At 72.6% G+C, this 23592-nt stretch carries 25 protein-coding genes; 11 read left to right on the top strand and 14 right to left on the bottom strand.

All coding sequences use genetic code 11. The features are described 5' to 3' along the window. Positions 1 to 26: 26 nt before the first annotated feature. From AC0NZQ_RS08300 to AC0NZQ_RS08255, 10 genes are all read right to left on the bottom strand, one after another. Positions 27 to 3404, bottom strand: a complete 3378-nt coding sequence (locus AC0NZQ_RS08300) for a UvrD-helicase domain-containing protein (RefSeq protein WP_474529237.1) — start codon at positions 3402 to 3404, stop codon at positions 27 to 29. Continuing rightward, positions 3401 to 6505, bottom strand: coding sequence for an ATP-dependent helicase (locus tag AC0NZQ_RS08295; RefSeq protein WP_474529236.1), 3105 nt, complete (start codon positions 6503 to 6505; stop codon positions 3401 to 3403). Before AC0NZQ_RS08295 ends, AC0NZQ_RS08300 begins: the two co-directional genes overlap by 4 nt. A gap of 43 nt (positions 6506 to 6548) precedes the next feature. Continuing rightward, a complete protein-coding gene (locus AC0NZQ_RS08290) occupies positions 6549 to 6872 on the bottom strand; it encodes an MGMT family protein (RefSeq protein WP_474529234.1) in 324 nt (107 codons plus the stop codon). Between the two features lie 17 nt (positions 6873 to 6889). Beyond that, entirely contained in the window at positions 6890 to 8050 is a 1161-nt protein-coding gene (moeZ, locus tag AC0NZQ_RS08285; protein WP_474529233.1) for an adenylyltransferase/sulfurtransferase MoeZ, read from the bottom strand. 88 nt (positions 8051 to 8138) lie between these two features. Then, on the bottom strand, positions 8139 to 9203 hold the full coding sequence (locus AC0NZQ_RS08280) for a DUF3152 domain-containing protein (RefSeq protein ID WP_474529232.1): 1065 nt from the start codon (positions 9201 to 9203) through the stop codon (positions 8139 to 8141). A gap of 66 nt (positions 9204 to 9269) precedes the next feature. Then, positions 9270 to 10265, bottom strand: a complete 996-nt coding sequence (locus tag AC0NZQ_RS08275) for an alpha/beta fold hydrolase (RefSeq protein ID WP_474529231.1) — start codon at positions 10263 to 10265, stop codon at positions 9270 to 9272. Between the two features lie 37 nt (positions 10266 to 10302). After that, complete coding sequence (locus tag AC0NZQ_RS08270; protein ID WP_474529230.1) at positions 10303 to 10488, bottom strand: hypothetical protein; 186 nt, start codon at positions 10486 to 10488, stop codon at positions 10303 to 10305. A gap of 4 nt (positions 10489 to 10492) precedes the next feature. Then, a complete protein-coding gene (locus AC0NZQ_RS08265; protein ID WP_474529228.1) occupies positions 10493 to 10849 on the bottom strand; it encodes a hypothetical protein in 357 nt (118 codons plus the stop codon). Beyond that, positions 10846 to 11448 (bottom strand): hypothetical protein, encoded by a 603-nt coding sequence (locus tag AC0NZQ_RS08260; protein ID WP_474529226.1) that lies wholly within the window; start codon positions 11446 to 11448, stop codon positions 10846 to 10848. The genes AC0NZQ_RS08265 and AC0NZQ_RS08260 overlap by 4 nt, the downstream gene beginning before the upstream one ends. 4 nt (positions 11449 to 11452) lie before the next feature. Then, complete coding sequence (locus AC0NZQ_RS08255; RefSeq protein ID WP_474529225.1) at positions 11453 to 12019, bottom strand: RNA polymerase sigma factor; 567 nt, start codon at positions 12017 to 12019, stop codon at positions 11453 to 11455. 171 nt (positions 12020 to 12190) lie between these two features. Here AC0NZQ_RS08255 and AC0NZQ_RS08250 point away from each other — a divergent pair, with 171 nt between their 5' ends. From AC0NZQ_RS08250 to amaP, 6 genes are all read left to right on the top strand, one after another. Further along, entirely contained in the window at positions 12191 to 12667 is a 477-nt protein-coding gene (locus AC0NZQ_RS08250) for an Asp23/Gls24 family envelope stress response protein (protein ID WP_474529224.1), read from the top strand. Between the two features lie 105 nt (positions 12668 to 12772). Further along, positions 12773 to 13051: a hypothetical protein gene (locus AC0NZQ_RS08245; RefSeq protein ID WP_474529223.1), complete on the top strand. Its 279-nt coding sequence runs from the start codon at positions 12773 to 12775 to the stop codon at positions 13049 to 13051. A gap of 44 nt (positions 13052 to 13095) precedes the next feature. After that, entirely contained in the window at positions 13096 to 13290 is a 195-nt protein-coding gene (locus AC0NZQ_RS08240) for a hypothetical protein (RefSeq protein ID WP_474529222.1), read from the top strand. Beyond that, on the top strand, positions 13287 to 13697 hold the full coding sequence (locus AC0NZQ_RS08235) for an Asp23/Gls24 family envelope stress response protein (protein ID WP_474529221.1): 411 nt from the start codon (positions 13287 to 13289) through the stop codon (positions 13695 to 13697). Before AC0NZQ_RS08240 ends, AC0NZQ_RS08235 begins: the two co-directional genes overlap by 4 nt. Beyond that, positions 13694 to 14245 (top strand): DUF6286 domain-containing protein, encoded by a 552-nt coding sequence (locus AC0NZQ_RS08230; RefSeq protein WP_474529220.1) that lies wholly within the window; start codon positions 13694 to 13696, stop codon positions 14243 to 14245. The genes AC0NZQ_RS08235 and AC0NZQ_RS08230 overlap by 4 nt, the downstream gene beginning before the upstream one ends. A gap of 1 nt (position 14246) precedes the next feature. After that, positions 14247 to 14834: an alkaline shock response membrane anchor protein AmaP gene (gene amaP, locus AC0NZQ_RS08225; RefSeq protein WP_474529219.1), complete on the top strand. Its 588-nt coding sequence runs from the start codon at positions 14247 to 14249 to the stop codon at positions 14832 to 14834. A gap of 2 nt (positions 14835 to 14836) precedes the next feature. Here amaP and ku read toward each other — a convergent pair whose 3' ends face one another. Together ku and AC0NZQ_RS08215 are read right to left on the bottom strand one after the other, a co-directional pair. Further along, on the bottom strand, positions 14837 to 15841 hold the full coding sequence (ku, locus tag AC0NZQ_RS08220; protein WP_474529218.1) for a non-homologous end joining protein Ku: 1005 nt from the start codon (positions 15839 to 15841) through the stop codon (positions 14837 to 14839). A 42-nt stretch (positions 15842 to 15883) separates the two neighbouring features. After that, on the bottom strand, positions 15884 to 18694 hold the full coding sequence (locus AC0NZQ_RS08215; protein ID WP_474529217.1) for a hypothetical protein: 2811 nt from the start codon (positions 18692 to 18694) through the stop codon (positions 15884 to 15886). Between the two features lie 276 nt (positions 18695 to 18970). On the opposite strand from AC0NZQ_RS08215, the gene AC0NZQ_RS08210 reads away from it, so the two are divergent. Then, entirely contained in the window at positions 18971 to 19195 is a 225-nt protein-coding gene (locus AC0NZQ_RS08210; protein WP_474529216.1) for a hypothetical protein, read from the top strand. A gap of 46 nt (positions 19196 to 19241) precedes the next feature. On the opposite strand, the gene AC0NZQ_RS08205 is transcribed toward AC0NZQ_RS08210, so the two are convergent. Next, a complete protein-coding gene (locus tag AC0NZQ_RS08205) occupies positions 19242 to 19718 on the bottom strand; it encodes a hypothetical protein (protein WP_474529215.1) in 477 nt (158 codons plus the stop codon). A gap of 175 nt (positions 19719 to 19893) precedes the next feature. Here AC0NZQ_RS08205 and ligD (AC0NZQ_RS08200) point away from each other — a divergent pair, with 175 nt between their 5' ends. The 4 genes from ligD (AC0NZQ_RS08200) to AC0NZQ_RS08185 all read left to right on the top strand — a co-directional run bounded on the left by ligD (AC0NZQ_RS08200) (position 19894) and on the right by AC0NZQ_RS08185 (position 22756). Beyond that, on the top strand, positions 19894 to 20832 hold the full coding sequence (ligD, locus tag AC0NZQ_RS08200; RefSeq protein WP_474529214.1) for a non-homologous end-joining DNA ligase: 939 nt from the start codon (positions 19894 to 19896) through the stop codon (positions 20830 to 20832). Beyond that, positions 20825 to 21763 (top strand): non-homologous end-joining DNA ligase, encoded by a 939-nt coding sequence (gene ligD / locus AC0NZQ_RS08195; protein WP_474529213.1) that lies wholly within the window; start codon positions 20825 to 20827, stop codon positions 21761 to 21763. Before ligD (AC0NZQ_RS08200) ends, ligD (AC0NZQ_RS08195) begins: the two co-directional genes overlap by 8 nt. A 26-nt stretch (positions 21764 to 21789) precedes the next feature. Then, the gene (locus tag AC0NZQ_RS08190) at positions 21790 to 22419 is read left to right on the top strand and encodes a TetR/AcrR family transcriptional regulator (RefSeq protein WP_474529212.1); all 630 of its coding nucleotides are present in this window, start codon (positions 21790 to 21792) and stop codon (positions 22417 to 22419) included. A gap of 109 nt (positions 22420 to 22528) precedes the next feature. Continuing rightward, positions 22529 to 22756 (top strand): DUF3107 domain-containing protein, encoded by a 228-nt coding sequence (locus AC0NZQ_RS08185; RefSeq protein WP_474529211.1) that lies wholly within the window; start codon positions 22529 to 22531, stop codon positions 22754 to 22756. A gap of 18 nt (positions 22757 to 22774) precedes the next feature. On the opposite strand, the gene AC0NZQ_RS08180 is transcribed toward AC0NZQ_RS08185, so the two are convergent. Continuing rightward, positions 22775 to 23419 carry a ferritin-like fold-containing protein gene (locus AC0NZQ_RS08180; protein ID WP_474529210.1) on the bottom strand — a complete coding sequence of 215 codons (645 nt, stop codon included), beginning with the start codon at positions 23417 to 23419 and terminating at the stop codon, positions 22775 to 22777. Between the last annotated feature and the right edge of the window lie 173 nt (positions 23420 to 23592).

Genomic DNA, 23592 nt, shown 5'->3' with positions numbered 1-23592 from the left:
GCCCGCAGCGGCCCAAGCAACCACCCTCAATCGCCCTCCACCAGGCGGCGCAGTCCATCAGCGTCGAGCAGGGCGGCAGGCTCGACGGTGACGTCGTCGCGCACGTAGTGGAACGCGGCCCTGACCAGGCTCACCTCGGCGTCACCGATCCCGGAGAGCCGCGCCCACGCCAATCGGTAGGCAGCCAGCTGCACCGCCGCCGCGTCGGCGGCCGCGCCGGCCGGGGGCGAGCCCGTCTTCCAGTCCACCACCATCCAGCCGTCGGGACGGTCGGGGTCGCGGAAGACGGCGTCCATCCGGCCGCGAATCACCCGGGAGCCGATCCGCATCTCGAACGGGACCTCGACCTCGCTGGGCGTCCGCATCGCCCAGGCACTCGCCTCGAAGGCGGTGCGCAGCCGGTCGAAGTCGTCCTCGCCGCGCTCGGCGTCGGCCGCGCCGGGCAGCTCGTCGATGTCGAGCAGCGCCTCACCGGACCACCGCTGCTCCAACCAGGTGTGGAACGTGGTGCCGCGCCGGGTCGCGGGTGCCGGCCGACGCGGCAGCGGTCGGCGCAGCGATCGGGCCAGCCCTTGCTCATCGGTGCGGAGCTCAACCAGCTGCGAGACCGACAGCCGCGCCGGCAGCGGCACGTCGATCGTCGCGCCGGGGCGGGCCGACGCCCGCTCGCGCAGCAGAAGATCGACGTCGCGACGCCACTCGGCGGCGGCCCCGACCGGCTCGGCAGCAGCCGGCAACTCGCCGGCGCGGGCCGCCCGGACCAGCGCCGCCCCCGCCTCGACCTGCCCGCGACGCCCCTCCCCCCGGTCGCCCGGGAACGGACCGAAGGGGTCGACCGGCCACTCGCCGCGCCGAGGATCGGCCACCAGTGGATTGGAGGCGCCGGGCTCCACCTCGAACCAGCCGTCGATCTCGACGCCGGCGGTGTCGGCGAGGCCGTCCCTGACCTCGGCGAGGAAGCGGGACGGGACCCGTTCGGACTGGGTCTGATCCCACGCGTAGGTCGACATCAGCAGCAGGTGTCTGGCCCGCGTCACCGCGACGTAGGCGAGTCGTCGCTCCTCGAGCCCGTGCCGCTCCTTCAGGCCCCGGTTGTGCTCGTCGACCAGATCGCGCACGTCCTTGCGGCTGCCGGCACCGGCGAGATCCAGACTCGGCAGGTCGTGGCGGTCGCCGCGCAGCGGGATGGGCAGCTCCTGTCGGGTCTTGGTCCAGTCGATCTGCTTGGGGTCGGCGGGGAAGATCGATTCGCAGAGGCCGGGGACGGCGACCAGATCCCACTCCAGGCCCTTGGCACCGTGCACCGTCAGGATCTGCACCCGCTCGGCCTCGACCACGACCTCGCCGGCCTCCAGGCCATTCTCCTCGTCCTCGGCGGCGGCGAGGTACGCGAGGAAGGCGGTGAGCGTGGCGTCGTCGGCCTCGTTGGCGAAGGTGGCCGCCTCGTCGAGGAACCGGTCGAGGTGGGCGCGGAGCACCCGGCGCCGGTCAGGCCGGGCCGCCACCTCGACGTCGACGCCGATGGTCCGCTCGACATCGGCCACCAGCTCGGGCAGCGGACCGGCGATGCGACGGCGCAGCCGGCGGAGCTCGCCGGCGAGCGCGTGCAACCGGGCGTAACCGGTCTCGGAGTACTGCTCGGGCGCGCCGAGGTCGTCGAGGGCCTCGACGAGCCCGACCGGCGCCACACTCGGCACCGGCGGTGAGTCGTCAACCGCCGCCACGTCGGTGTCGACGCCCGCCCCGGCACTCTCCGCACCCGGCGCACCGCCCTCGCCGATCGGCGCGAAGAGCGCCGTCTGGACCCCTGTCACCGGCTCGAACCGACCGAGCTCGCGGGCCCGCCGATGCAGTGCCGCCAGGTCACTCGGACCGATCCGCCAGCGTGCCCCGGTGAGCAGCCGCACCAGGGCGGTGCCGGCATCCGGCTGCACCAGCACTCGCAGCGTCGCCACCACGTCCACGATCTCCGGGGTGGTGAGCAGCCCGCCGAGGCCGACGACCTCGACGGGAAGCCCTTCGGCGAGCAGCGCGTCGGCCAGCAGGGGGATCTGGGACCGCCGTCGCACCAGCACGGCCGCCGTCCGCTCCCCACCGGGCAGCTCACGCCAGGCCCCGGCCAGCCGGTTCGCCACCCAGGCAGCCTCACCCGCGACGGTCTCGGTCCGCACCATCCCGATCGCGCCGGTGCTCGCCCGCGGCGACGGACGCAGGTGCACCGTGTCGGGTTCGCCCAGCGGATCGGCGATCGTGTTGGCGGCGTCGAGGACGACCGCGTCGTTGCGGAAGCTGGTGGCCAGGTGGAAGAGCGAGGCGGGTGCGCCCGACTCATCCCGGAACCGTCCGGCGAAGGCGCGCATCGTGCCCGAGCTCGCCCCACGCCAGCCATAGATGGACTGGAACGGGTCGCCGACGGCGGTCACCGAGTGGCCGTCGCCGAAGAGCTGGACCAGCGTCTCGACCTGGGCGTGGCCGGTGTCCTGGTACTCGTCGAGCAGGACCGCCGCGTACCGACTGCGCTCCACCGCGCGAACCTCGTCGAGGCGGGCCACCTGTGCCGCCACCGTCATCTGGTCGGCAAAGTCCACGGCCGGCAGCGCCCGCTTGGCAGCCGCGAAGGCCTCGAGCATGGGGACCAGGGCTCGCCGATGCTCCAACGCCTTGACGAACGCCGCCGTCGAGCCAGGGTATGCGGCCTTGATCCGGTCGCCGGGGGGCAGCGTCTCGAACCACGCCAGGGTCTCGTCGCAGAAGCGTCGGACGTCGTCCGCCGCGACGAGGTGATCGGCGAGCTGGCCGCTGAGCTGCAGCACGTACCGCGGCACGCTGCTGGCCGCCCCGATGTCAGCCGGCAGTTCGGGGTGGCGTCGCGAGACGGTCTCCGCGAGCTGCCACGCCACTGCCGGCGACAGCAGCCGGGCGCCGGGTTCGGCGCCGACGCGCGGCGCATGGTCGGCCACGAGCCGGCCGGCGTAGGCGGCGTAGGTGAGGACCGTCGGCTCGCCGGCGAGCAGCTGCGCCAGGTGCTGGCGCAGCTCCGGGTCGGCGTCGGCGGGTCCGCGCGACACCTCGCCCTCGACCACGCGACGCCACTGCGCGAGCCGCTGCCGCACCCGCTTGGAGAGCTCGCCGGCCGCCTTGCGGGTGAAGGTGAGGCCGAGGACGGCGTCCGGGGCGACGAGCCGGTTGGCGATGAGCCAGACGACGCGGGCGGCCATCGTCTCGGTCTTGCCCGACCCGGCACCGGCGATGACCACCGAGGGTCCCGGACCGGCCTCGATGACGGCGGCCTGCTCGGGGGTCGGCGGATGCGCCAGACCCAGCAGCCGACTCAGCTCGACGGCTCCCAGCCGCGGCTGACGTGGTCGCACGACGGCGGGGACGGCGTCGACCACCGCGGTCACGAGGTCACCTGCCGGCCGTTCTGCAGCGGACAGACGGTGACGAGGTCGCAGTTGCCGCAGTAGCTGTTGATCTGTGCCGTGAACTGCGACCCCCGGAGCCGGGAGGCGACGTGGGCGACGGACTGCTCGATCCATTCGCGCTCGGCCAGCGGCGGCTGCCACTGCTCGGGGTCCTTGCCGGGGGCGGCGAGCTGCACCAACACCGCACCACCCGGCTGCTCGCCATCGCCGAAGCCACCCTCGTCGACGGCGAGCTGGTAGGCACCGAGCTGCGGATGCTGCGGCAGGTCGTCGCCGCGCACCTTGGACTTGCCCGTCTTGAGGTCGACGACGACCAGGCGGCCGTCGACGTCGCGTTCGACGCGGTCGACGCGGCCGGTGAGCACGGCGTCACCGATCTCGACGCGAAACGGCTCCTCGATGGCCACGAGCTGCAGCGAGTCACGACTGGCGCGAAGCCAACTGACCAGCCGGGTGAGAATGGCCCCTGCCCGGACCCGCTCGTTCACGCCGAACCAGGTCGCGCCGAAGTCCAGTGATCGCCAGCGGTCGTCCACCATCTGCTGCAGGGTCTCCACCGAGGCGTCGGGCGCCGCGGTGGCCGCCACCTCGTGCACCAGCGTGCCGAGCGAGGCGGAGAGCTCCTGACCGTCCTTGGCGCCGAGGTCCTGCAGCAGCGTACGGAGCTCGCAGTGCAGGAAGGAGTCGATGCGCGACGGGCTCACCGGCACGGGACGATCCGGGTCGGCGACGGGGCCGGTGTCCGAGAGCGGCGCCAGGCCCCACCACTCGTCGGGGTCGGCCCCCGGCACACCGGCCGCGGCGAGCCGAGCCAGCTCGCCTGCGGCCGCATTGCGTTCGGCCGCCGGCGCGGCATCGTCGCAGACGACGGCGCGCAGGAATGCCACCAGTCCGGCAAGGTGCGCCGGGCGCTGCGGGCGGGCGACGGGGCGCTCCTCCTCGACCGGGTCGAGTTCGTCGAGGAAGCGCGAGGGCTGCTCGTCCTCGCCACGGACCGCGGTCACCAGCAACCGGGATCGTGCCCGCGTCACCGCCACGTAGAAGAGTCGTCGCTCCTCGGCGATACGGGTCGCCGCGCCGCCGGCTGAGCCGGCTGCCGGGTCGAGGCCGGCGACCACGTCCACCAGCTGTTCGGTTCCCAGCAGTGAGCCCCGCACTCGCAGATCCGGCCAGCGCCCCTCCTGCACGCCGGCGACGCAGACCAGCTCCCATTCCAGTCCCTTGGCGGCATGCGCGGTGAGGATCGTGACCGCGCCGGGGCCACCGTCGGCGCCCTCGCCGCCGTACCCGTCGCCCGGCACCTGCTGCGCGGCGACGTGATCGACGAACTGGGCCACACCGGCGCGGGGCAGCCGGTCGGTGAAGCGCGCCGCGGCGTCGAAGAGGGCGAGGACGGCGTCGAGATCCCGGTCTGCCGCCGCAGCGCCGGCGCCACCGGCTGCAGACTGCGCCGACCAGCGTCGTGCCAGGCCGGTCGTGTCCCACAGCGCCCACAGCACCTCCTCGGCACTGCCCCCCGCCGCGGCTGCCGCTCGACCGGCCGCGAGCGTCGTCGCGACGCGCGTCACCGGCCACCGCACCGACTCGGGCAGGATCCGCGCCTCCTTCTCCTCCAACAGCGTCGGCGCCACCCGCACCGGTTCGTCGGGGCCCACGAGCCTGCTCACCGCCCGCCGTAGTCGCTGCAGCGACACGACGTCGGCCCGTCCCACCGGCCCGAGGAGCAACCGCTCGGCCACCTCCTCGTCCACGAGGGACGGCTGCAGACAGCAGCGCAGCAGCTCCAGCAACATCGCCACCGCGGGTTGCTCGGCCAACGGCAGGTCGTCGCCCCGGACCCGGACCGGGACCCCGGCCGTCGACAGGGCGCGGCGCAGCGTCCCCAGCACAGCCGCCGTCGATCGGACCAGCACCGCCATCCGCGACCAGGGCATGCCGTCCAGATGCGCGCGTCGCAATACCCCGGCGACGTGGTTGGCCTCGGCACTGGCGGAGGCGAAGAGCGCGACCTCGACCGCCGGCCCGTCGACCGGGTCGGCACCGGCGGCCTGCAACCGCCGATGATCACCGCGTCCGGGCAACCGGACCGCCACCCGCCGCGCAGCCGCCACCAGGGCGGGACCGCTGCGCCGCGACGTCACGAGCGCCACCACCGGGACGGGCGCGCCGCGGCCGAAGCGCGTGTCGACATCGCGCAGTGCGGACTCGTCGGCACCGCGGAAGGCGTAGATGGACTGATCCGGGTCGCCGACGAGGACCAGCTCGTCCGCGGTGGGGGTCAGCAGCGCCAGGAGCTCGGCCTGCGCGGGGTCGGTGTCCTGGTACTCGTCGACGAAGACATGCCGCCGGCGGGCACGCTCGGCCGCGAGCAGGTCGGGATCAGCCCGCAGCGCGTTGACGGCGGAGCGGATGAGCTCGGCCGGGTCGTAGGCGCCGGGCTTGGCCAGCGACGTCACGTCCTCGTACTCGGTGAGGAAGCGGCCCGCTGCCTGCCAGTCGTCGCGCCGGTGGCGCCGCCCGAGGGCGACGAGATCGTCACCGAGCAGGCCGCGCTCGACTGCCCGCAGCACGAGGTCACGCAGCTCGCCGGCGAAGGCGCTGGTGTGGAAGGCCGGTCGCAGCTGATCCGGCCAGGCCGACTCGCCCCGGCCGGCGAGCAGGTCACGGACGATGACGTCCTGCTCGGCTCCGGTGAGCAGCCGCGGCGGCGGCAGCGGATCGTCCCCGCCCTGGCTGCGGCGGTTGGCGATCCGGAGCAGGCCGAAGGCGTAGGAGTGCAGCGTGCGGGCGATCGGCTCGCGGACGGTGCGGCCGAGCCGGGCAGCGACCCGGTCGCGCATCTCGTTGGCAGCGCGGCGGCTGAAGGTGAGCATGAGGATGTTCTCGAGCCGGACGCCGGCAGCCACCCGCGCCGCGACGGTCTCGACGAGCGTCGTGGTCTTGCCGGTACCGGGCCCCGCCAGCACCAGCAGCGGACCGCCACCGTGCTCGAGCACCGCCCGCTGCGCGGCGTCCAGCACCGGCGGCGGGGCCGGAACAGCCGCGGCCGGGCGCACCAGGCGGTAGGCGGTCTCGGTCACGCGGACATCAGAGCACGCAGGTGTGACAATTCCGGCGACGGGCTCATGCGTCGGGGAACCAGTGCGCCTGCCCGATGTCGACGATGCCGCGCCGCAGCGCCGTCCCCTCGGCGAACCAGTGCTCCTGGGCCTCGGGCATGAGGTGGGACGGCAGCGTCCCGTTGGCCCGGACCACCCGCCACCAGGTCACGCCCATGCCGTCCCGCGCCATCACCGCACCGACCCCGCGCGGACCGCCGCGGCCGACCACCTCGGCGATCGCGCCGTAGGTCATCACCCGTCCCGGCGGGATCTGGTCCACCACGCGCAGAACGGCCTCACCGAACTCGGTGAGATCACCGGGCTCGGCGGGCCGTTCCGTCGTCATGCGCGCCGCGGCGCCGGTCAGTAGACCGGCAGTGACTTGTCGACCTGGTTCACCCACGCCGTCACGCCGCCCTGGACGTGCACGGCGTCCTTGAAGCCGGCGTTCTTCACGGCGGCGAGCGTCTCGGCGGACCGGATGCCGGTCTTGCAATACATGACGATCTGCTTGTCGTGCGGCAACGAGGAGAGCGCGTCGCCGCGCAGGATCTCGTCCTTGGGGATGAGCGTGGCGCCGGGGATCTTCACGATCTCCCACTCGGCCGGCTCGCGGACGTCGACGAGGTAGGTCGGCTTGTCCGAGTCCAGGAGCTCCTTGAGCTCGTGGGCGGTGATGGTCGAGCCCGCGGCGGCCTGCTGGGCCTCCTCCGACACCACGCCGCAGAAGGCGTCGTAGTCGATGAGCTCGGTGATCTTGAAGCCGTTCGGGTCCTTGCGGATCTTCAGCTCGCGCCAGGTCATCTCGAGGGCGTCGAAGACCAGCAGCCGGCCGAGCAGCGGCTCGCCGATGCCGGTGATGAGCTTGATCGCCTCGTTGACCATGGCCGAGCCGATGGAGGCGCAGATGACACCGAGCACGCCGCCCTCGGCGCAGGACGGGACCATGCCGGGCGGCGGCGGGTCCGGGTAGAGGTCGCGGTAGTTGGGGCCGTGCTCGTCCCAGAAGACGCTGACCTGACCGTCGAAGCGGTAGATCGAGCCCCAGACGTAGGGCTTGCCGAGCAGCACGCAGGCGTCGTTGACCATGTAGCGCGTCGCGAAGTTGTCGGTGCCGTCGACGATGAGGTCGTAGCCGCCGAAGATCTCCAGGACGTTGTCGTTGTCCAGGCGCTCGTTGTGGACGATGACGTTGACGAAGGGGTTGATCTCCCGCACCGATTCGGCGGCGGACTCCGCCTTGGGACGGCCGATGTCGCTCTGGCCGTGGATGATCTGCCGCTGCAGGTTCGACTCGTCCACGGTGTCGAACTCGACGATGCCGAGCGTGCCGACCCCCGCTGCGGCCAGGTACAGCAGAGCGGGCGAGCCGAGGCCGCCGGCGCCCACGCAGAGCACCTTGGCGTTCTTCAACCGCTTCTGCCCGACCATCGCCACGTCGGGGATGATCAGGTGACGGCTGTAGCGACGGACCTCGTCGATCGTCAGTTCGTCAGCGGGTTCGACCAGCGGCGGCAGGGACACGGCGGTTCCTCACGTATTCGGGCAGGTTCGCAGTCTCCAACCGTACGGCGGTCGCCGTTGTTCCGTGGCGCTGGGCTCGGGCGGACGGTCAGTCGCCGCGGCCGTACTCGTTGTTCTGGGCCGTGTCGAGCTGCTCGGCGCCGGGCGCGCCCTTGACGCCCGGCGGGTACGGCCAGGGATTGGCCTGGCAGAGCTGGTTGCCGCCGCGGGTCTCCCGCAGCCCGAAGGTCTGCTGCATCATCAGCGGCGCGAGGCCGCCGGGCAGGCACTGGTGCGCGTGGTTGTGGCCCAGCGCGTGGCCGTTCTCGTGGTTGATCATGTAGGTGCGGTAGGCGTCGATGTCGCCGAGGTACGCCGGCGCGCCGCGTACCCAGCGCGCCACGTTGTAGAAGACCCGGTTGGCGGTGAGGCCGGGCACCGAACCCGAGGCTGCGTAACAGGACGTCTCGACCGGGATGTCGAAGCCGCAGAACTTCCGCACCGTCATCGTCGAGGTCAGCGTCACGTGGAAGTCGATCGGGCCCGAGTCCACCCGCTGCACCCGCACACCGTGGCCGGCCCAGCTGCGCGGGTCGTCCATGACCTTGTCCACCATCGAGGAGTACTGCGCGAGGTCGACGCCGGTGACGCCGTTCTCGACGTCGACGGAGTACCGGAAGAGTCGACCGGACTTACCGACGACCTTGGTCGAACCGGGCAGGACGCGGAACGTGCCCTTGCCGACCCTCGTGTACTGCGGCCCCGGCGGCAGCGACGCCGCCTTCAGCACCGTCTGCGAGAACTCCCCGGCGTTGTCACCCTTGAGCGGGATGTGGCCGCCAGCGGTGGGCGGGGCGCTTGCGCCGGTGGCCTGGTCGCCCGCGGCGTCGGCCTTCGGCCCGGAGGCGGTGGTGGTGGTCGTCATCAGCGCTGCGACGGTGAGGACGGCGAGGATGGGCAGCGCGTAGGCCCGCCAGCCGTAGCGTCGGACGAAGGTCCGCAGCCGATCGGCCGCCGTCGGTGGCCGGTCGCGACCGGGCGGACCGTAGGTGGGCCGGGCGTTGCCCGCCCGCTCCCGGACGAGGTCCACGTCGCGGGACGGGTCGGTCGAGCGGGAGCGTTCGACGGTCATCGTCGCGCCCCACTCCCCGCGGTCCCGGCTCGGCCTCGACACGCCACCAGGGTGGCACAGCGACAGCCGGATCTCGGGACGACGTTCCGCATTCTCAGCTTGTCCGCGTCAGGACGCGGCGTCGGTCCGGGAGTCGGCCAGCAGGCCCAGCACGGCACGGGCCGTGGTCTCGGGGTCCTCCATCATCGCGGTGTGACCGACCCCGTCGAGGACGAGCAGCCGCGAGTCCGGCACCGCAGCGGCGACATAGGGGGCGAGATCGGGGGCGACGAGACGGTCCGTGTCTCCCCAGACGACCAGCGTCGGCGCGGAGATGCCGCGCATCGTGCGCCACCCACGACGCCCGCGCAGCAGCTGCGACGACGCCAGGCCGCGCAGCGAGCCGAGGACCGCCTTGTCACCGTGGGGCAGCGACTCGCGCTCGCGCAGCTCGGCCACGAGGTCGGCCATCCGCTGCTGCGGGAAGCGGGACCGGTCGGCGAAGCAGAGGGCGATGGTGCCCTTGGCCCGGACCTCCGGCGCGTAGCGACGGTTGAACTGCTTGGTCAGGAACTCCCCCAGCACCGGGACCACGACCAGCGCGAAGCGCGGGTTGTGCCGCAGCGGATAGTTCCGCACCCGGTTGTCCGGGACGGCGGGCGAGACGAGCGTCAGCGTCCGGACCAGGTCCGGTCGTTGCGCGGCGACGAGGATGCTCACCGCACCGCCCATCGAGTTGCCGACGAGGTGGACCGGACCGCGGCCGGACTGCTCCAGGTAGGCGATCACGGTGTCGGCGTGCAGCTGTGGCGGGTACTTGCCGCTGGGCGAGGGACCCGACAGCCCGTGCCCCGCGAGGTCCAGCGCCTCGATCGCGAGCTCGTCACGCAGCGCGCCTGCCAGCTGCGTCCAGTTCAGCGCCGAGCCACCGAGACCGTGGACGAAGAGCGCCGGCTCGGCGCCGTCCGGCGACGGGGTGGTCCGCACGTGCAGGTGCACGCTGCCTGCCGGCAGCGAGACGTCGACATGACGACCGGGCCACGGTCCGTCCAGCTCGACGAACTCCCCGAGCGGGGCGTCGGCGAGGGTGGCCTGCGGCGCGGTCCGAGAGGGTTGACGGGGCACACGCGCAGCTTACGGTTGGGCGCTACCGCACCGCGTGTCACCTGCGTCCGGTGCGACGCCCCGCTGTGAAGGCACCCCAGGCCAGCGTCGCCACGATGGCCACGATCGCGATGACGAAGAGGTAGAAGAGCCCCTTCAGCAGCACGCCGATGAGCGCGATCACCAGCCACGCGATCACCAGCACGAGGACGACGGTCAGCAGCGGGTTCCGGCGGGTGGGCACGGGTTCAGGGTTCCACATCGGTGACGACGACCTCGAGATCCACACGGTGCTCCTCGACGGCGGCCAGCGCCCGGTCGACGGCCCGTCCGACGGCGGCCACCACCTCGCGCGGGGGCGGCTCGCTGGCGCTGACGAGCTCGATGGCGATCGTCAGCTCGCCGCCGGCGCCGCGGAGCAGCGTCACCGCCGTCGCATCGCCGTCCGCACCGGAGCGGCCGGGGGCCGACACCCGTCGCAGTGCCGTCAGCGGCCGTCGCTGCAGGCGCACCACGCCGGGAACGTCCCGCACGGCAGCGACCACCAGCTCCGTCAGCTCGGCGTCGTCGCGGCGGGAGGCGACCTCTCGCTCGACCCCGGTCACGCCGCTCCCCCGTCCCCGTGGGCGTCCGAGCCAGCGTTCGACACAGCGTCCGATACGGCGCCCCGTACGGCGTCCGAGACAGCGCCCGAGACGGCGCCCGGGGTGACGTCGACGATGTCGATGTCGACGGCGGTGACGGTGGCCCCGAAGAGCCGCTGCGCCGCCGCGACCACCCGGCGGCGGAGCTCGCGATCACCGTGCCGGTCGTAGTGCGCATAACTCACCGCCACGCTGACCCAGACCCGCCAGCCGGGATCGCGCCGTCCCGGGCTCTCGATCCGGCAGCGTCGGACGATCACCGCGGGATCGCCGTCGAGGGCCTGGCGGATCGCGTTCCCGGCGGCGACATCGGTGACGATGCCGCGCGTCGCGCTCCCCGGCAGCGGGGCGATCGGCAGGCGGCGCGCCGGCCGGAGCTCCCGCCCGACGGTCTCCATCGTCCGGTCGAGGAGCACGCCGGGCGCCAGCACGGCCCGGCCGGCGTAGGCCCGGCGGGCCGCCGCGAGGACGGGTGGTTCGGGCCGGTCTGCCTCGTCGGGGTCGTCATCGGGGTCGTCATCGGGCTCGCCGTCGGGCCGTCCCGTCACCGGGTGGCTCATCGCGTCATCTCCACTCCGCCATCTCCTCTGCCAGGCCGCGGCGGGCTCGTGCCAGCCGACCCCGCACGGTGCTCAGCCCGATCCCCACGATGGCCGCGACCTCGTCGTAGCTGCAACCGTCGACCTCCCGCAGCAGCCATACCACCCGCAGCTCGTCGGGAAGCCGGGCCAGCGCGGCGGCGAGGGCGTCCGCCATCGCGGTCCGCTCGGCCGTCGCCTCGGGACCGCGTTCCGGCGACACCGCCGGCTGCGCCTCGTCGGCTGCCGGCAGCTCGGCGCTCGCGCGTCGGCGACGTAGCAGGGTCAGCGCCTGGTTCGTCACGATGCGGTAGAGCCAGGTCGAGAACTTGGCGTCACCGCGGAAGTCACGCAGCTTGCGCCACGCGGTGGTGAAGGCGATCTGCAGGACGTCCTCGGCGTCACTCTCGGAGCCGGTGATGCGGGCCGCGAGTGCGAACATCGAGTGCTGGTAGCGACGCAGCAGCACCTCGAAGGCCCGGCTGTCGCCGTCTCGCGCGCGGTCGGTGAGGACGTCGTCGGGCTGCGCGTCGAGATCGCCGCGGCCGGCCACCCGGACCATCCTCCCTCGCGTGACCCACATCACAAACTTTGCAAATGACATCGCTGTCATGCGGCTCGTCCTACGAACGAGCCGAACCGACACTAACCGGTTCGGTTGTCCGCAATCGGTGACGGGTACGAACCCGTCGCATCGCACCCGAGACAGAAGGAGACGTCGACGATGACGAGCACGGCCAAGAACGGCACCCCCGCCGAGACCCAGACCGCTCCGGCCTCCACCGCGGTGGCCGCCCCCGCCGAGACCGCCCTCATCACCTCCGAGGGCCGCACCACGATCGCCGACACCGTGGTCGAGAAGATCGCCGGCCTCGCCGCGCGCGAGGTCCGCGGCGTGCACGCCCTGGGCAAGGGCGCCGCGCGTGCCTTCGGCGCGGTCCGCGAGCGCATCCCCGGCAGCCGCGCCTCACTGGGCCAGGGCGTGTCGGTGGAGGTGGGCGAGCGGCAGGCGGCCGTCGACCTCGAGCTGGTCGTGGAGTACGGCGTGGAGCTCGCCGAGGTGACCAAGGCCGTCCGCCGCAACGTGATCAACAGCGTCGAGCGGATGACCGCCCTCGAGGTCACCGAGGTCAACATCAACATCAACGACGTCTTCGTCCCCGGTGACGAGGAGGAGCCCGAGGACCCGCGCGTCCAGTGAGCCTCGTGCGTCACGACGGCGGGGCCGCCGCCCGCGCGGCGACGGTCCTCGCCGTCGAGGTCGATCCGGCAGACTCGGAGACCCACCCACAGACCCGGGGACCCGATGACCGAGCCAGCGCACGACCGACCGGCGGCACGTGACACCGACGCCCAGCGCCGGGCCGAGCGCCGGGCGTTCATCCGCGCCAGTCACCCGGACGTCGGCGGCGACCCGGACGCCTTCATGGCAGGGCTGGCGCGTTTCGACGGCTCCGCGGCCCGCGCCGAGCGCGACACCAGGCCGCGGGTGCGCCGGAGCCGACGGCCCGACCGGATCGTCCGGCAGAAGGTCCGCGAGCTCCACCGGCGGCTGACGGGTAAGCCCCCTCGCAACCTGCAGTGAGGTCGGCCGCGATCGGGCGGCCACCGGCATCGAGAAGGAAGATCATGCGCAACTCGGGAACTCTGATCGGCCTGGCCGTGGGCTTGGCGCTCGGCTTCGGCCTCGTCTTCGGCGGCTTCGTCGGCTTCGTCGTCATCGCGATCTTCGGTGCGCTCGGCGTGGTCGTGGGTCGGGTCGCCGACGGCCAACTCGACCTCACCGAGTACCTCGGCGGCGGACGCCGCGACCGGGACCTGTGAGCACGCCCGAGACCACCCCGGGCCAGGCGGAGGCGCGCCCCGCACTCCGTCCGGTCGCCGAACGCGGCGCGACGACCGTGGCCGACCGGGTGATCGAGAAGATCGCCGCGCAGGCGGCCGCCGAGGTGACCCACACCGCCGAGCTCGGCCGCCGCCTCAGCGACCGGCTCCCCGGCCGCGGCGGCCGACACGCCCGCGCCGACGCGCTGATCAGCGGCCGGCTCGTTCAGTTCCGGGTCGCCGTCGGCGTCGCGTACCCGACCTCGATCGTGAGCGTGACCCGTGCGGTGCGGACACACGTGAGCGAGACCGTCGGACGGTTGTGCGACCTGGAGGTCCGCGACGTCGATGTCGAGGTGACGAAGCTGCGCCGGTCGGCTGCGCCGGACGGGCGGCGGGTCATATGAGCAGGCGTGCGCAATTACCGCGGCGGCGGCGCAGTGGGCTCGCCTCCCTCCTCGCGCTGATCGTGGTGGTCGGCTGCGTCCTCGCGGCGATCGCCGCCGTCCAGGTCGCGCAGGGTCACGACCGCACGGTGCTCGGTTCGGTCTCGTGGGTGGCCGAGCGGCTGCGCACCAGGACCTGGCGGGACATCGGCGTCCTCGTCGCCGGCATCGCACTGGCGGCAGTGGGGCTGATCCTGCTACTCGCCGGGGTCTTCCCGGCGCGGCGCCCGTTCGTCCGCCTCGTGGACCCGGAGCCGCACACCATCGCCGGTGTCACCCGCGCCGGGCTGGCCCGCGAGCTGGGAGCGGTGGCCGAGGGCGTGGACGGTGTCGCCACCGCTCGCGTGCGCATCCAGCGCTCGCGAGTTCGGATCGAGGCGCGCTGCGCACTACGCGACGGCACCGGTGTCCGCGAGGCCGTGGAGGCCGCTGTCGCTGACCGGCTCGCCGCGCTGCGCCCGGAACGGCCGCTCTCCGTGACGACTCGCCTGCGGGCATCGGGAGGCTGACATGCACCGCCGCACCACCCGTCTGAACCGCATCGTCTTCGCGCTGCTCGGTCTCGTCCTGCTGGGCGCCGGCGGCTTCCTCGTCGGCCGGCACTTCGGCTGGTTTTCCTCACTGCCGTCGACCGAACGGATCTACAGCCGTCCGGAGGCTCGCTGGATCCACGACCACCACTGGGTCTGGTACGCCGTCGTCGCGGGCGCCGTGGTCGTCGGCCTGCTGGCCCTGGGCTGGCTGCTGGTGCAGCCCCGCGTCGATCGGCTGCGGACGCTGCGCCTCGACGACGATTCGGATCAGCGCGGCTACACCTCGATGGCGGGCGATGTCCTGGCCGAGGCCGTGGAGGAAGAGATCGAGCAGCTGCCCGGCGTGGCACGCGTCAGGGTCATCGTCATCGGCGCCGCCTCCGCGCCCGAGATCGTGGTGCGGGTCGCCGCGACGCCGGGGGCGAACCTCGCCGAGGTGCACGAGCGAGTGGTCCGCGACGCCGTCCGCTCGGCTCGCACCGCCCTCGACTCCGACAAGCTGCCCGCCCAGGTCCACCTCATGGTCAGCGGGCGCGGCAGCACCGAGCGCACGCCCGTCCGCTGACCTCAGGCGCTCTTGCGGGCGGCCTTCTTGGCAGCAGCCTTCGTGGTCGTCTTCTTCGCGACGGCCTTCTTCGCCACCGCCTTCTTCGCCACCGCCTTCTTCGCCGGTGCCTTCTTCGCCACCGCCTTCTTCGCCGGTGCCTTCTTGGCTGCCGCCTTCTTCGTTGGTGCCTTCTTCGCTGCCGCCTTCGTCGCCGTCGAGGCCTTGGTCGGAGCGGCCGTCGACTCCCCCCGCCCCTTCTTCGCCGCGTCCACCGACGCACGCAACGCCGACATCAGGTCCACGACGTTGTCGGCGGTGGGCTGCTGCGCCTCCGGTTCGACCACCTCACGCCCCTCGGCCTTGGCCTCGATGACCGCCTCGAGCGCCTCGCGGTAGTCGTCGGTGAACTCCTCGGGGTCGAAGTCACCGGCCATGCTCTCGACCAGGGAGCGCGCCATCTGCTCCTCCTGCGGGCGCAGCTCGATGTCCTCGTCGAGGAAGCCGAAGTCGGCAGCGCGGACCTCGTCCGGCCAGATCATGGTGTTGAGGACGATCACGTCGTCGCGCACCCGCAGCGTCGCGAGCTGCTCGCGATTGCGGATCGCCACCTTGACGATGGCCACCATCTCGCTGTCGCGCAGCGCCTCGCGGAGCAGGACGTAGGGCTTGACCGCGCTGTTCTCGGGTTCGAGGTAGTAGCTCTTGTTGTAGTAGATCGGGTCGATCTGCTCGGCGGGGACGAACTGCACCACGTCCACCACGCGCGTGCTCGGCAGCGGCAGGTCCTTGAAGTCGTCGTCGGTGAGGACGACCGTCTCGCCGCTCGGCAGTTGATAACCCTTGGCGATGTCGCCGTAGGGCACCTCCTCGCCGTCGGCCTCGGCCACGCGCTTGTAGCGGATGCGCGACCCGTCCTCGCGGCGCACCTGATTGAAGCTGACCGACTTCTCCTCGGTCGCCGAGTACAGCTTGACCCCAATGCTCACCAGGCCGAAGGAGACGCTGCCCTTCCAGATGGACCTCATCGGCTCAGTCTGGCGGCAGCACCACCGACCGCGCCAGCAGGCTCAGCGGGAGGCGGCCACTCGTACGGTCAGCGTGGCCGACGCGGTCTGCTTCGCGAGCTGCTCCGCGACGAACGACCGGAGCCGCAGCGTGACGGCCTCGACCGGTTCGCGCCGGCCGTCGCGTCGGGTCGGGATCGCCACGACCGCACTGCGCGACCCGGCGGCCACCACCGCGAAGACCGAGACGCCGAGGGCCGCGAGCGTCTTCTTCGGCGAGGTTCGCATCGCGTGCTCGGCGAGCCAGCGGGCGGGGACGTCGGCACCGGTGAGGTCGCGGCCGGGACCTCGGACCACCCGGCCGAGGACGGCGATCTCGTACCCGGCCGGACGGTTCAGCGTGACGCGCCACTGCGCGGACGCCCCCTCCCCCACCGTCCGATGCACCCGGCTGAAGGTGATCTTCGGCGCCGGGTCGTCGTCCAGCACCGTGAGGCTGCCGACGTACTGGTCGGTCATCACGTTCGTGGTCGCGCCGGCCACGACGGAGGTGACCATGCGTCCGGAGCTGTCCACGCGATCGGCGCGGTAGCCGACCGGGATGGTGCCCGACCGCTGTCCCGGCGCCAGGTCGACGGTGAAGAGTCGGGCGGAGTCCGACTGCTCGCCGTCGGTGAAGACTCTGAAGGAGCCCGGCCGGTCCATCGGCCGGGAGAGCCGGAACGGGACACGCGCCACGGTGGTGCCCGCGGCGTTGCCCTCCGTCACCGTCGCCGTCCCGATCGACAGCGTCGGCGGTCGCGTCCCGGAGACGGGGACGACCGCACCCGCCGAGGCAGAGAGATCGGCGAGCCAGAGTCGGCCGCGAGGGCTCGCCGCCACCAGTTCGACGGTGGCGATGCGCGAGAGATCCACCTCGCCGGCGACGCCGGCAGGATCGACGCGGACGTCCTGCGCCCACTGCTTGGCAGCCTGCTCGTAGGCCGACGGCGGCGACGCGGGCAGCGGGACGAGGGCACCCCCGCCGTCCGGTGCGACGACGGCGCTCCGCCCCGAGGTGTCGCCCAGCCGCACGCGGATCGCGGCCGGGCCGGTGACGTAGTCGACGATGGTGCGCAGGTCGAGGTGGCGCGACCGGAGGTCGAGCGGGCGGTTCAGCCGAAGTCCCCCGGACTGTCCCCGGGCCGTCCAGCTCAGCTGCCAGAAGGTCCGGCTCCGGATCGGGTGCTCCTCGCGCTGCGGCCAGTGCGGGGTGACGGCGTCGGACTCCGAGCCGCAGAGCCCAGGCCGGTAGTCCCACGAGGTGGCACCGATGCAGAAACTGCTCTCCGCGCCGTCGGCGAGCGTGAGCGTGGTGTCGCGGCCCGGCCGCCGGAGGTCCCGGTCACCGCCGAGCGAGTGGCTGTACGTCACGGCCGAGCCGGCGGAGGCAACCCGGACCCGCGAGCCGTCGAACATGCGCAGCAGTGACGGCGCCGCGGTCGCACCGGTCGCGTACCTGGTGAAGAGGGCGGCGGCGCCGGCGACGTAGGCCTGCCCGACGGCGCGCTGCCGGGCCGGGGTGAGCCGGGCGGAAGTCTCGTCACCGCAGAGCTGCTTGGGCTCGCCGGACCAGTCGTCCGCCGACGGTGCGGTGGACAGGCCCGGGGTCCACTGCGTGTTGAAGAAGTTGTGGTTGGCGCCCATGATCAACACCGAGCTCTTCAGCGCCGTGTCGCCACCGGTGACGTCACGGGCGACGTCGGTGTAGCGCTGCCCCTCCAGGTCGCTCACGTCACCGTCGCAGTACGGCAGCAGGGTCACCGTCGGGATGCCCGGTGCCGTCTCGACGCCGAAGTCGGTGGGGGCGATGAGCACCTGGCCGACGATCGTGTACAGGGCACCGACGGGGATGCGGATCGAGGCGCGGTCCACCCCTTCGCCCCCGCGGCTGTGTCCGACGAGGACGACGCGACGCAGATCCACCTGGTGCTGTGCGGCGATGGTGGTCCAGTAGTCGAGGTGTCGCTGCACGAGAGTGGCGCGGGCGGAGGCACCGCCGTCGGCGAGGAGGTAGTCCTGCGCGTTGATCCCGTTGGCGCGGATCGAGACCGTGGTGAAGCCCTGCGAGGCGAGCAGCCGCTGGAGATAGTCGTAACCGAGCTGGCCGGGCACCTCGCGCATGACTCCGCGACAAGGCCAGGCGTCGTTCGGCGTGCCTCTCGCGCCGACGTAGCAGTACTCGTGTCGACCGTGCAGGAAGAGCACCAGCGGACGGGGTCCGGTGGCGGCGCTCGCCACCGGCTCGACGACGTGACCCACCATCTCGATCGGCTGCGGCATCCCGGCGATGCGGACGGACGGCCGAACGTAGTCGCTCGTCGTCACCGCGTATGGACCCCGGACGCCGGGGTCCACGTCCAGTACGGGACCCGACGCGGCAGGTGTCCTGGTCGTGCGGCCGAGGTCGGCGCTCCCGCGCCGGCGGTCCGGGCGTGCCGCGGTGGTTCGGCTGCGGTCGAGGCGCTCGCCGGAGAGGACGACCCCGAGACGTGCGGGCGTCGGCCGGGACCCCGAGACCACGACGGTGCGCACGGTGCGCCCGTCGCCGGCCAGCGTGGTGACCCCTGCCGGCGCACCGGCACCGGTGACGAGTTGCGGTCGGTCGGAGGTGATCGGCAGCCGCGTCGGCGAGGTCCAGCTGACCTGCCAACGGCCGGTGTCGAGCCGGTCGATGTGCCAGCTCCCCCGCGGCGTCCCGCTCGGCAGGGCCGCAGCCTGTTCCGCCACCGGCCGGGACGGCGCCGCGGACGCCGGGGCCGACACCCCCGCCGCCAGCATGAGTACGACCGCGCCGGCCACGAAGCTGCGTGCCCGACCATTCCCTGACGTCATCGACGCCCCCTCCTGTTGCCGGAAAATTAGCAGCAGCTGTGGCCCGATGGTGGGGGCTCGCGGAGCCGAGTCATCCGGTCGACCAGAACAGGAACAGTGCCACCGGGCGGCCACTAGGCTCACCGCGTGTTCGGCGATCTATTCGATCCGTCGTGGCGGCCACGGCTCCCGCGGCGGTGGGACGGCAAGAGCCTCTCTCGCTCCGGCACGCTGACCAGCGTCTTCCGGGTGGCTGCCGGCTCTCAGCCCGGCGTCGGTCCGCGTTGGGCTGGCTTCGTGACGACTGTCGACGCCGGCCATCTCTGGGTCGGGCGGAACTCTGTGTGGGTCGAGCGCGTGGACGCCCGGGCAGCCCGCCGGCCGCTACCTACCGAGCGCCTGTCACTGGACCCGGACATGGTCGTCGTGGTGGTGCACACACGCTCCGGCGCGAAGCTGGAGTGGGGCCTGCGCGTCACCACCGTCGACGCAGTCCTGGCACGGGTACAACAGCCGCAGTGATCGTCGCGACGATCACTGCCACTGCGCAAGTCGTGGCGCTGGACGGTCAGCTCCCGCCGCCCGGCACCTCCCCGCGAGGGACGGGCATCGTCGTCTGGCCGCCGTCGACGCAGGGGAACGTCCCCGTCCAGTGGACGCCGTCCGTGCTCTCGTAGCTGATGTTCATGACATCCGTTGTGTCGGCACCGCCACGGCAAGCACCGGCCGATCCGGGACCGACACCGGCCTGATTCGCGATCGCCAGGACGACCAGGAGCGCAACAAGTCCGATCAAAGCGCTGATGCCCCACCAGAGCAGCGCGCCCGAACGGAACCGCTCCAGCTGGCTGCGCTTCACCGGGTCGGTCTCGTCGCGCAACAGCGCCGTCGCCGCGATCGACGACAGCACCGGAGCGTGATACCCGGCGGCGACGCCCACCACCTTCACCGAGTCGGAGAAGCCGGCGCCGCTGGCCTGCCGATCGGCGTCCGAGACGGCATCGCCAGCGGCCGGTGGTGCCGGGCGTTCGGGGTGTTCGGTCATGACGCTCCCTCCCGAGGAGTTTGCAGCGTCCCACCCCGGCGGCCTCTCGTCGAGCCACTGCCGTCCGTCGACGGGTCGCCGGCCCTCGCCCGTCCCGGTTGGCCCCACGCGGGCGCGGTGGATCGCTGCCGGCGACCGCGCGGCGATGGGGCCAACCTCGCACTACGGTCGACGGATGGAGCCGATGCTGGCCAGCACCGTGACGGTGCTGCCGACCGGACCGGGCTGGGCGTACGAGTTCAAGTGGGACGGCGTCCGCGCGTTGCTGGACGTCACCGACGCTGCCGACGGCGAGCGGGTCCGGCTGCGCAGTCGCAACGGCAACGACGTGTCGGGGGGTTACCCGGAGCTGGTGGCGCAGGCGTCCGGGATCGGCGACGTCCTGCTCGACGGCGAGATCGTCGCCTTCCTCGACGGTCGACCGTCCTTCGGCCGACTGCAGCAGCGCATGCATGTGCGCGGTACGACGGAGCTGCGGCGGCTCACCGAGCAGGTGCCGGTCACCTTTGTCGTGTTCGACGTCCTGCGCCGCTACGGCGTGGACCTCACCCCCCGGCCCTACGACGAGCGCCGGGCGACGCTGGAGCGCCTCGTCGCCGAGCACCCGGGCTGGACCGTGAGCCCGTCCTTCGACGACGGCCCGGCCACCGAGCAGGTAGCCCGGCAGCACGGCCTGGAGGGGGTCGTGGCCAAGCGCGCCGACTCCCCCTACCGCCCCGGCAAGCGCCACGACGACTGGCGCAAGCTGCGCTTCCTGCGCGCCGGGGAGTTCGTCGTGCTGGGCTGGGACGCCGCCGCCGAGCACCCTCGTACCCCGTCCTCGCTCGTCCTCGGCATCGCCACCGACGGCGGCTCGTTCCGCTTCGCCGGCCGGGTCGGCAGCGGGCTGTCGGGACGGATCGTGACCGCGCTGCGCAAGGCCTTCGTCCCGGCGGACGCACCGGCCGTCGCCGTCCCGCCGACGCCTCGTGGCCGGATCGCGCACTGGGTCGAGCCCACGGTCGTGGTGGACGTCGGCTTCAGCATGTGGACCTCGGACGGCGTGCTGCGCCAACCCGTCTTCCGGGGTATCCGAACCGACAAGCGCCCCGAGGAGGCCCACGGCGATGCCTAGCAGCGAGAAGATCACCGTCGAGGTGGACGGTCACCGGCTGACGCTGTCGAACCTGACGAAGGTGCTCTATCCGGCGGCCGGCTTCGCCAAGGGCGAGGTGATCGACTACTACTCCCGCATCGCACCGACGCTGCTGCCGCACCTGGCCGACCGGCCGCTGACCGTCAAGCGCTACCCCAACGGCGTCGACGGCACGTTCTTCTTCGAGAAGAACGCCTCGCGCTCCACGCCGTCGTGGGTGCGGACGGTGACGCTGCCCGTCCCCGGCTCGACCAAGGACCGGGAGACCATCGACTACGTCGTCGTCGAGGAGCTGCCGACGCTGGTCTTCCTGGCCAACCTCGCCGCACTGGAGCTGCACGTCCCGCAGTGGCGCGTGCCCCGGCGAGCCCGCAAACCCCGCACCGACCTCGTCGTCTTCGACCTCGACCCCGGTCCGCCCGCGACCATCGCCGAGTGCTGCGAGGTGGCACTGCTGCTGCGGGACCTGCTGGCGGCCGACGGCCTCACCGCCGTCGCCAAGACCTCCGGCTCCAAGGGCATGCAGCTGAGCGCACCGGTCGAGGTCGCCGACCCGGAGACGACGTCGGCGTATGCCCACGCGCTCGCCCGTCGCCTCGAGGGCGAGCGCCCTGACCTCGTCGTCTCCCGGATGCTGAAGTCGCTGCGACCGAGCAAGATCCTCGTCGACTGGAGCCAGAACAACCCGGCGAAGACGACCGTCGCCCCCTACTCACTGCGCGCGCGCCCGACGCCGACGGTCTCGACCCCGCTGACCTGGGACGAGGTGGCTGCCGGCGGCCAGATCTCCTTCACCGCCGGCGAGGTCCTGGACCGCGTCGAGCAGTACGGCGACCTCTACGCCCCCGTCCTCGACGACGCGAACCGGGTGCGGCTGACCCCGGCCATGGTCGAGGCCGCCGGAGGCTGACGAAGCGCCAGGTAGGCTTGCCAACCATGTCGAGTACGGCCGAACCGGACGTCGGCCGCGGGGCGCGGCTGCCCCGTTCGGCACGTCGCAAGCAGCTCCTCGCCGCGGCGCAGGCGGTCTTCGTCGCCAACGGCTACCACAACGCCGCCATGGACGACATCGCCGAGCGCGCGGGGGTCTCCAAGCCCGTCCTCTACCAGCACTTTCCGGGCAAGCGGGAGCTGTACCTGGCCCTGCTTGACACCCAGGCCGCCGCGCTCGCCGACGCCGTCGTCGCGGCGCTGGCGACGACCGACGACAACCGCGCCCGCATCCACGCCGTCCTCTCGGCCTACTTCGACTTCGTCGACCGCGACGACCACGACGGCGCCTTCCGGCTCATCTTCGAGTCCGACCTGGTCAACGATCCCGAGGTCCGTGCCCGCGTCGAGTCGGTGAGCCGCCGGACGATGGCCGCCGTCGCCGACACCGTCGCCGCCGACACCGGCCTGGGGCGGCCGGCCGCCGAGCTCCTGGCCACCGCACTGACCGGCTCGGCCCAGGTCGTGGCGCAGTGGTGGCTGGCCAGCGACCGTCCGGTCGCGCAGGACGACGCGGTCCAGCTGCTGGAGTCGCTGCTGTGGCGGGGCATCTCGAACTTCCCGCGGCAGTCCTGAGCGGCGTCGCCGTCGCTGTTCGCTCACGGCTGACCGGGCGAGGCGGACGGCGCCCCCGCCCTCGACTAGCGTTGCGGGCAACACCCGACGACTGCTTGGAGGAACGTCCGTGGAGGTCAAGATCGGCGTGCTGCACACCGCGCGCGAGATCGTCCTGGAGAGCCCGCAGACCCCGGACGAGGTCCAAGAGGCGGTCGCCCAGGCGCTCAAGGGCGTGGACGGACAGCTCGTCCTGACCGAGGAGAAGGGCCGCAAGGTCATCGTGCCGGCCAACCTCGTCGCCTACGTCGACATCGCGCAGGCCGACACCCGTCGAGTCGGCTTCGTCACCGACTGAGCCAAGCCGGCCGAGCGGTCAGCTGGAGAGGCCCAGCGCCGCCATCCGCTCCTCGTGCCGGTCGGTGATGTGGGAGATGAGCTCCGACACCCCGGCGAGATCGCCGGTGCCCTCGACCAGCAGCAGCATCAGCGAGTCGCGGTCGGCCAGCACGTGCTGCGTCTGGCTGATCGCCTCTCCCACGAGGCGGCGCGCCCACAGCGCAAGCCGACCAGCCACCGACGGCTGGTCGGCGATCGCGGCCTGCACCTCCTGCACCGCGAACTCGGCGCGGCCGCCTTGGCTCATGACGTCCCGGATGAGCGCGGCGGTGTCGTCGTCGACGAAGTTGGCGGCCTCGCGGTAGAAGTCGGCGGCCATGCCGTCGCCGACGTACGCCTTCACCACGCCCTCGAGCCAGGTCGAGGGGGCCGTCAACGAGTGATAGGTCTCCAGCGCCGCCGTGAACGGCGCCATCGCCACGTCCGGCTCGGTGCCGAGGGCGGTCAGCCGGTCGGCCAGCGCGCGGTAGTGGCCGAACTCGACGGCAGCCAGCGCCGACATCTTCGCGCGGCTGCGCAGATCCGGAGCGAGTCGGGCGTCGTCGGCGAGGTGGTCGAAGGCGGACAACTCGCCGTACGCGAGCGCGCCGAGGAGGTCGACGACGGCGTCGGAGGCGGACACCGAATCAGGCTATCCGCCGGTCACCGGGCGCATGCGCCTAGACTGGCGGTGGATTACCACCGAATCTGCGCGTTGACCGCAGCTTGGACCACCCGCTGCAGCGCCGCCCCCGCGAGACTTTCGCCGGGGACGCAGGGCGCCGCACCCACCCGAACGGTCGACGCACCGACACG

The organism is Jatrophihabitans sp. sgz311053, assembly GCF_056135305.1.
This window is presented reverse-complemented; position numbering and strand designations above follow the sequence as displayed.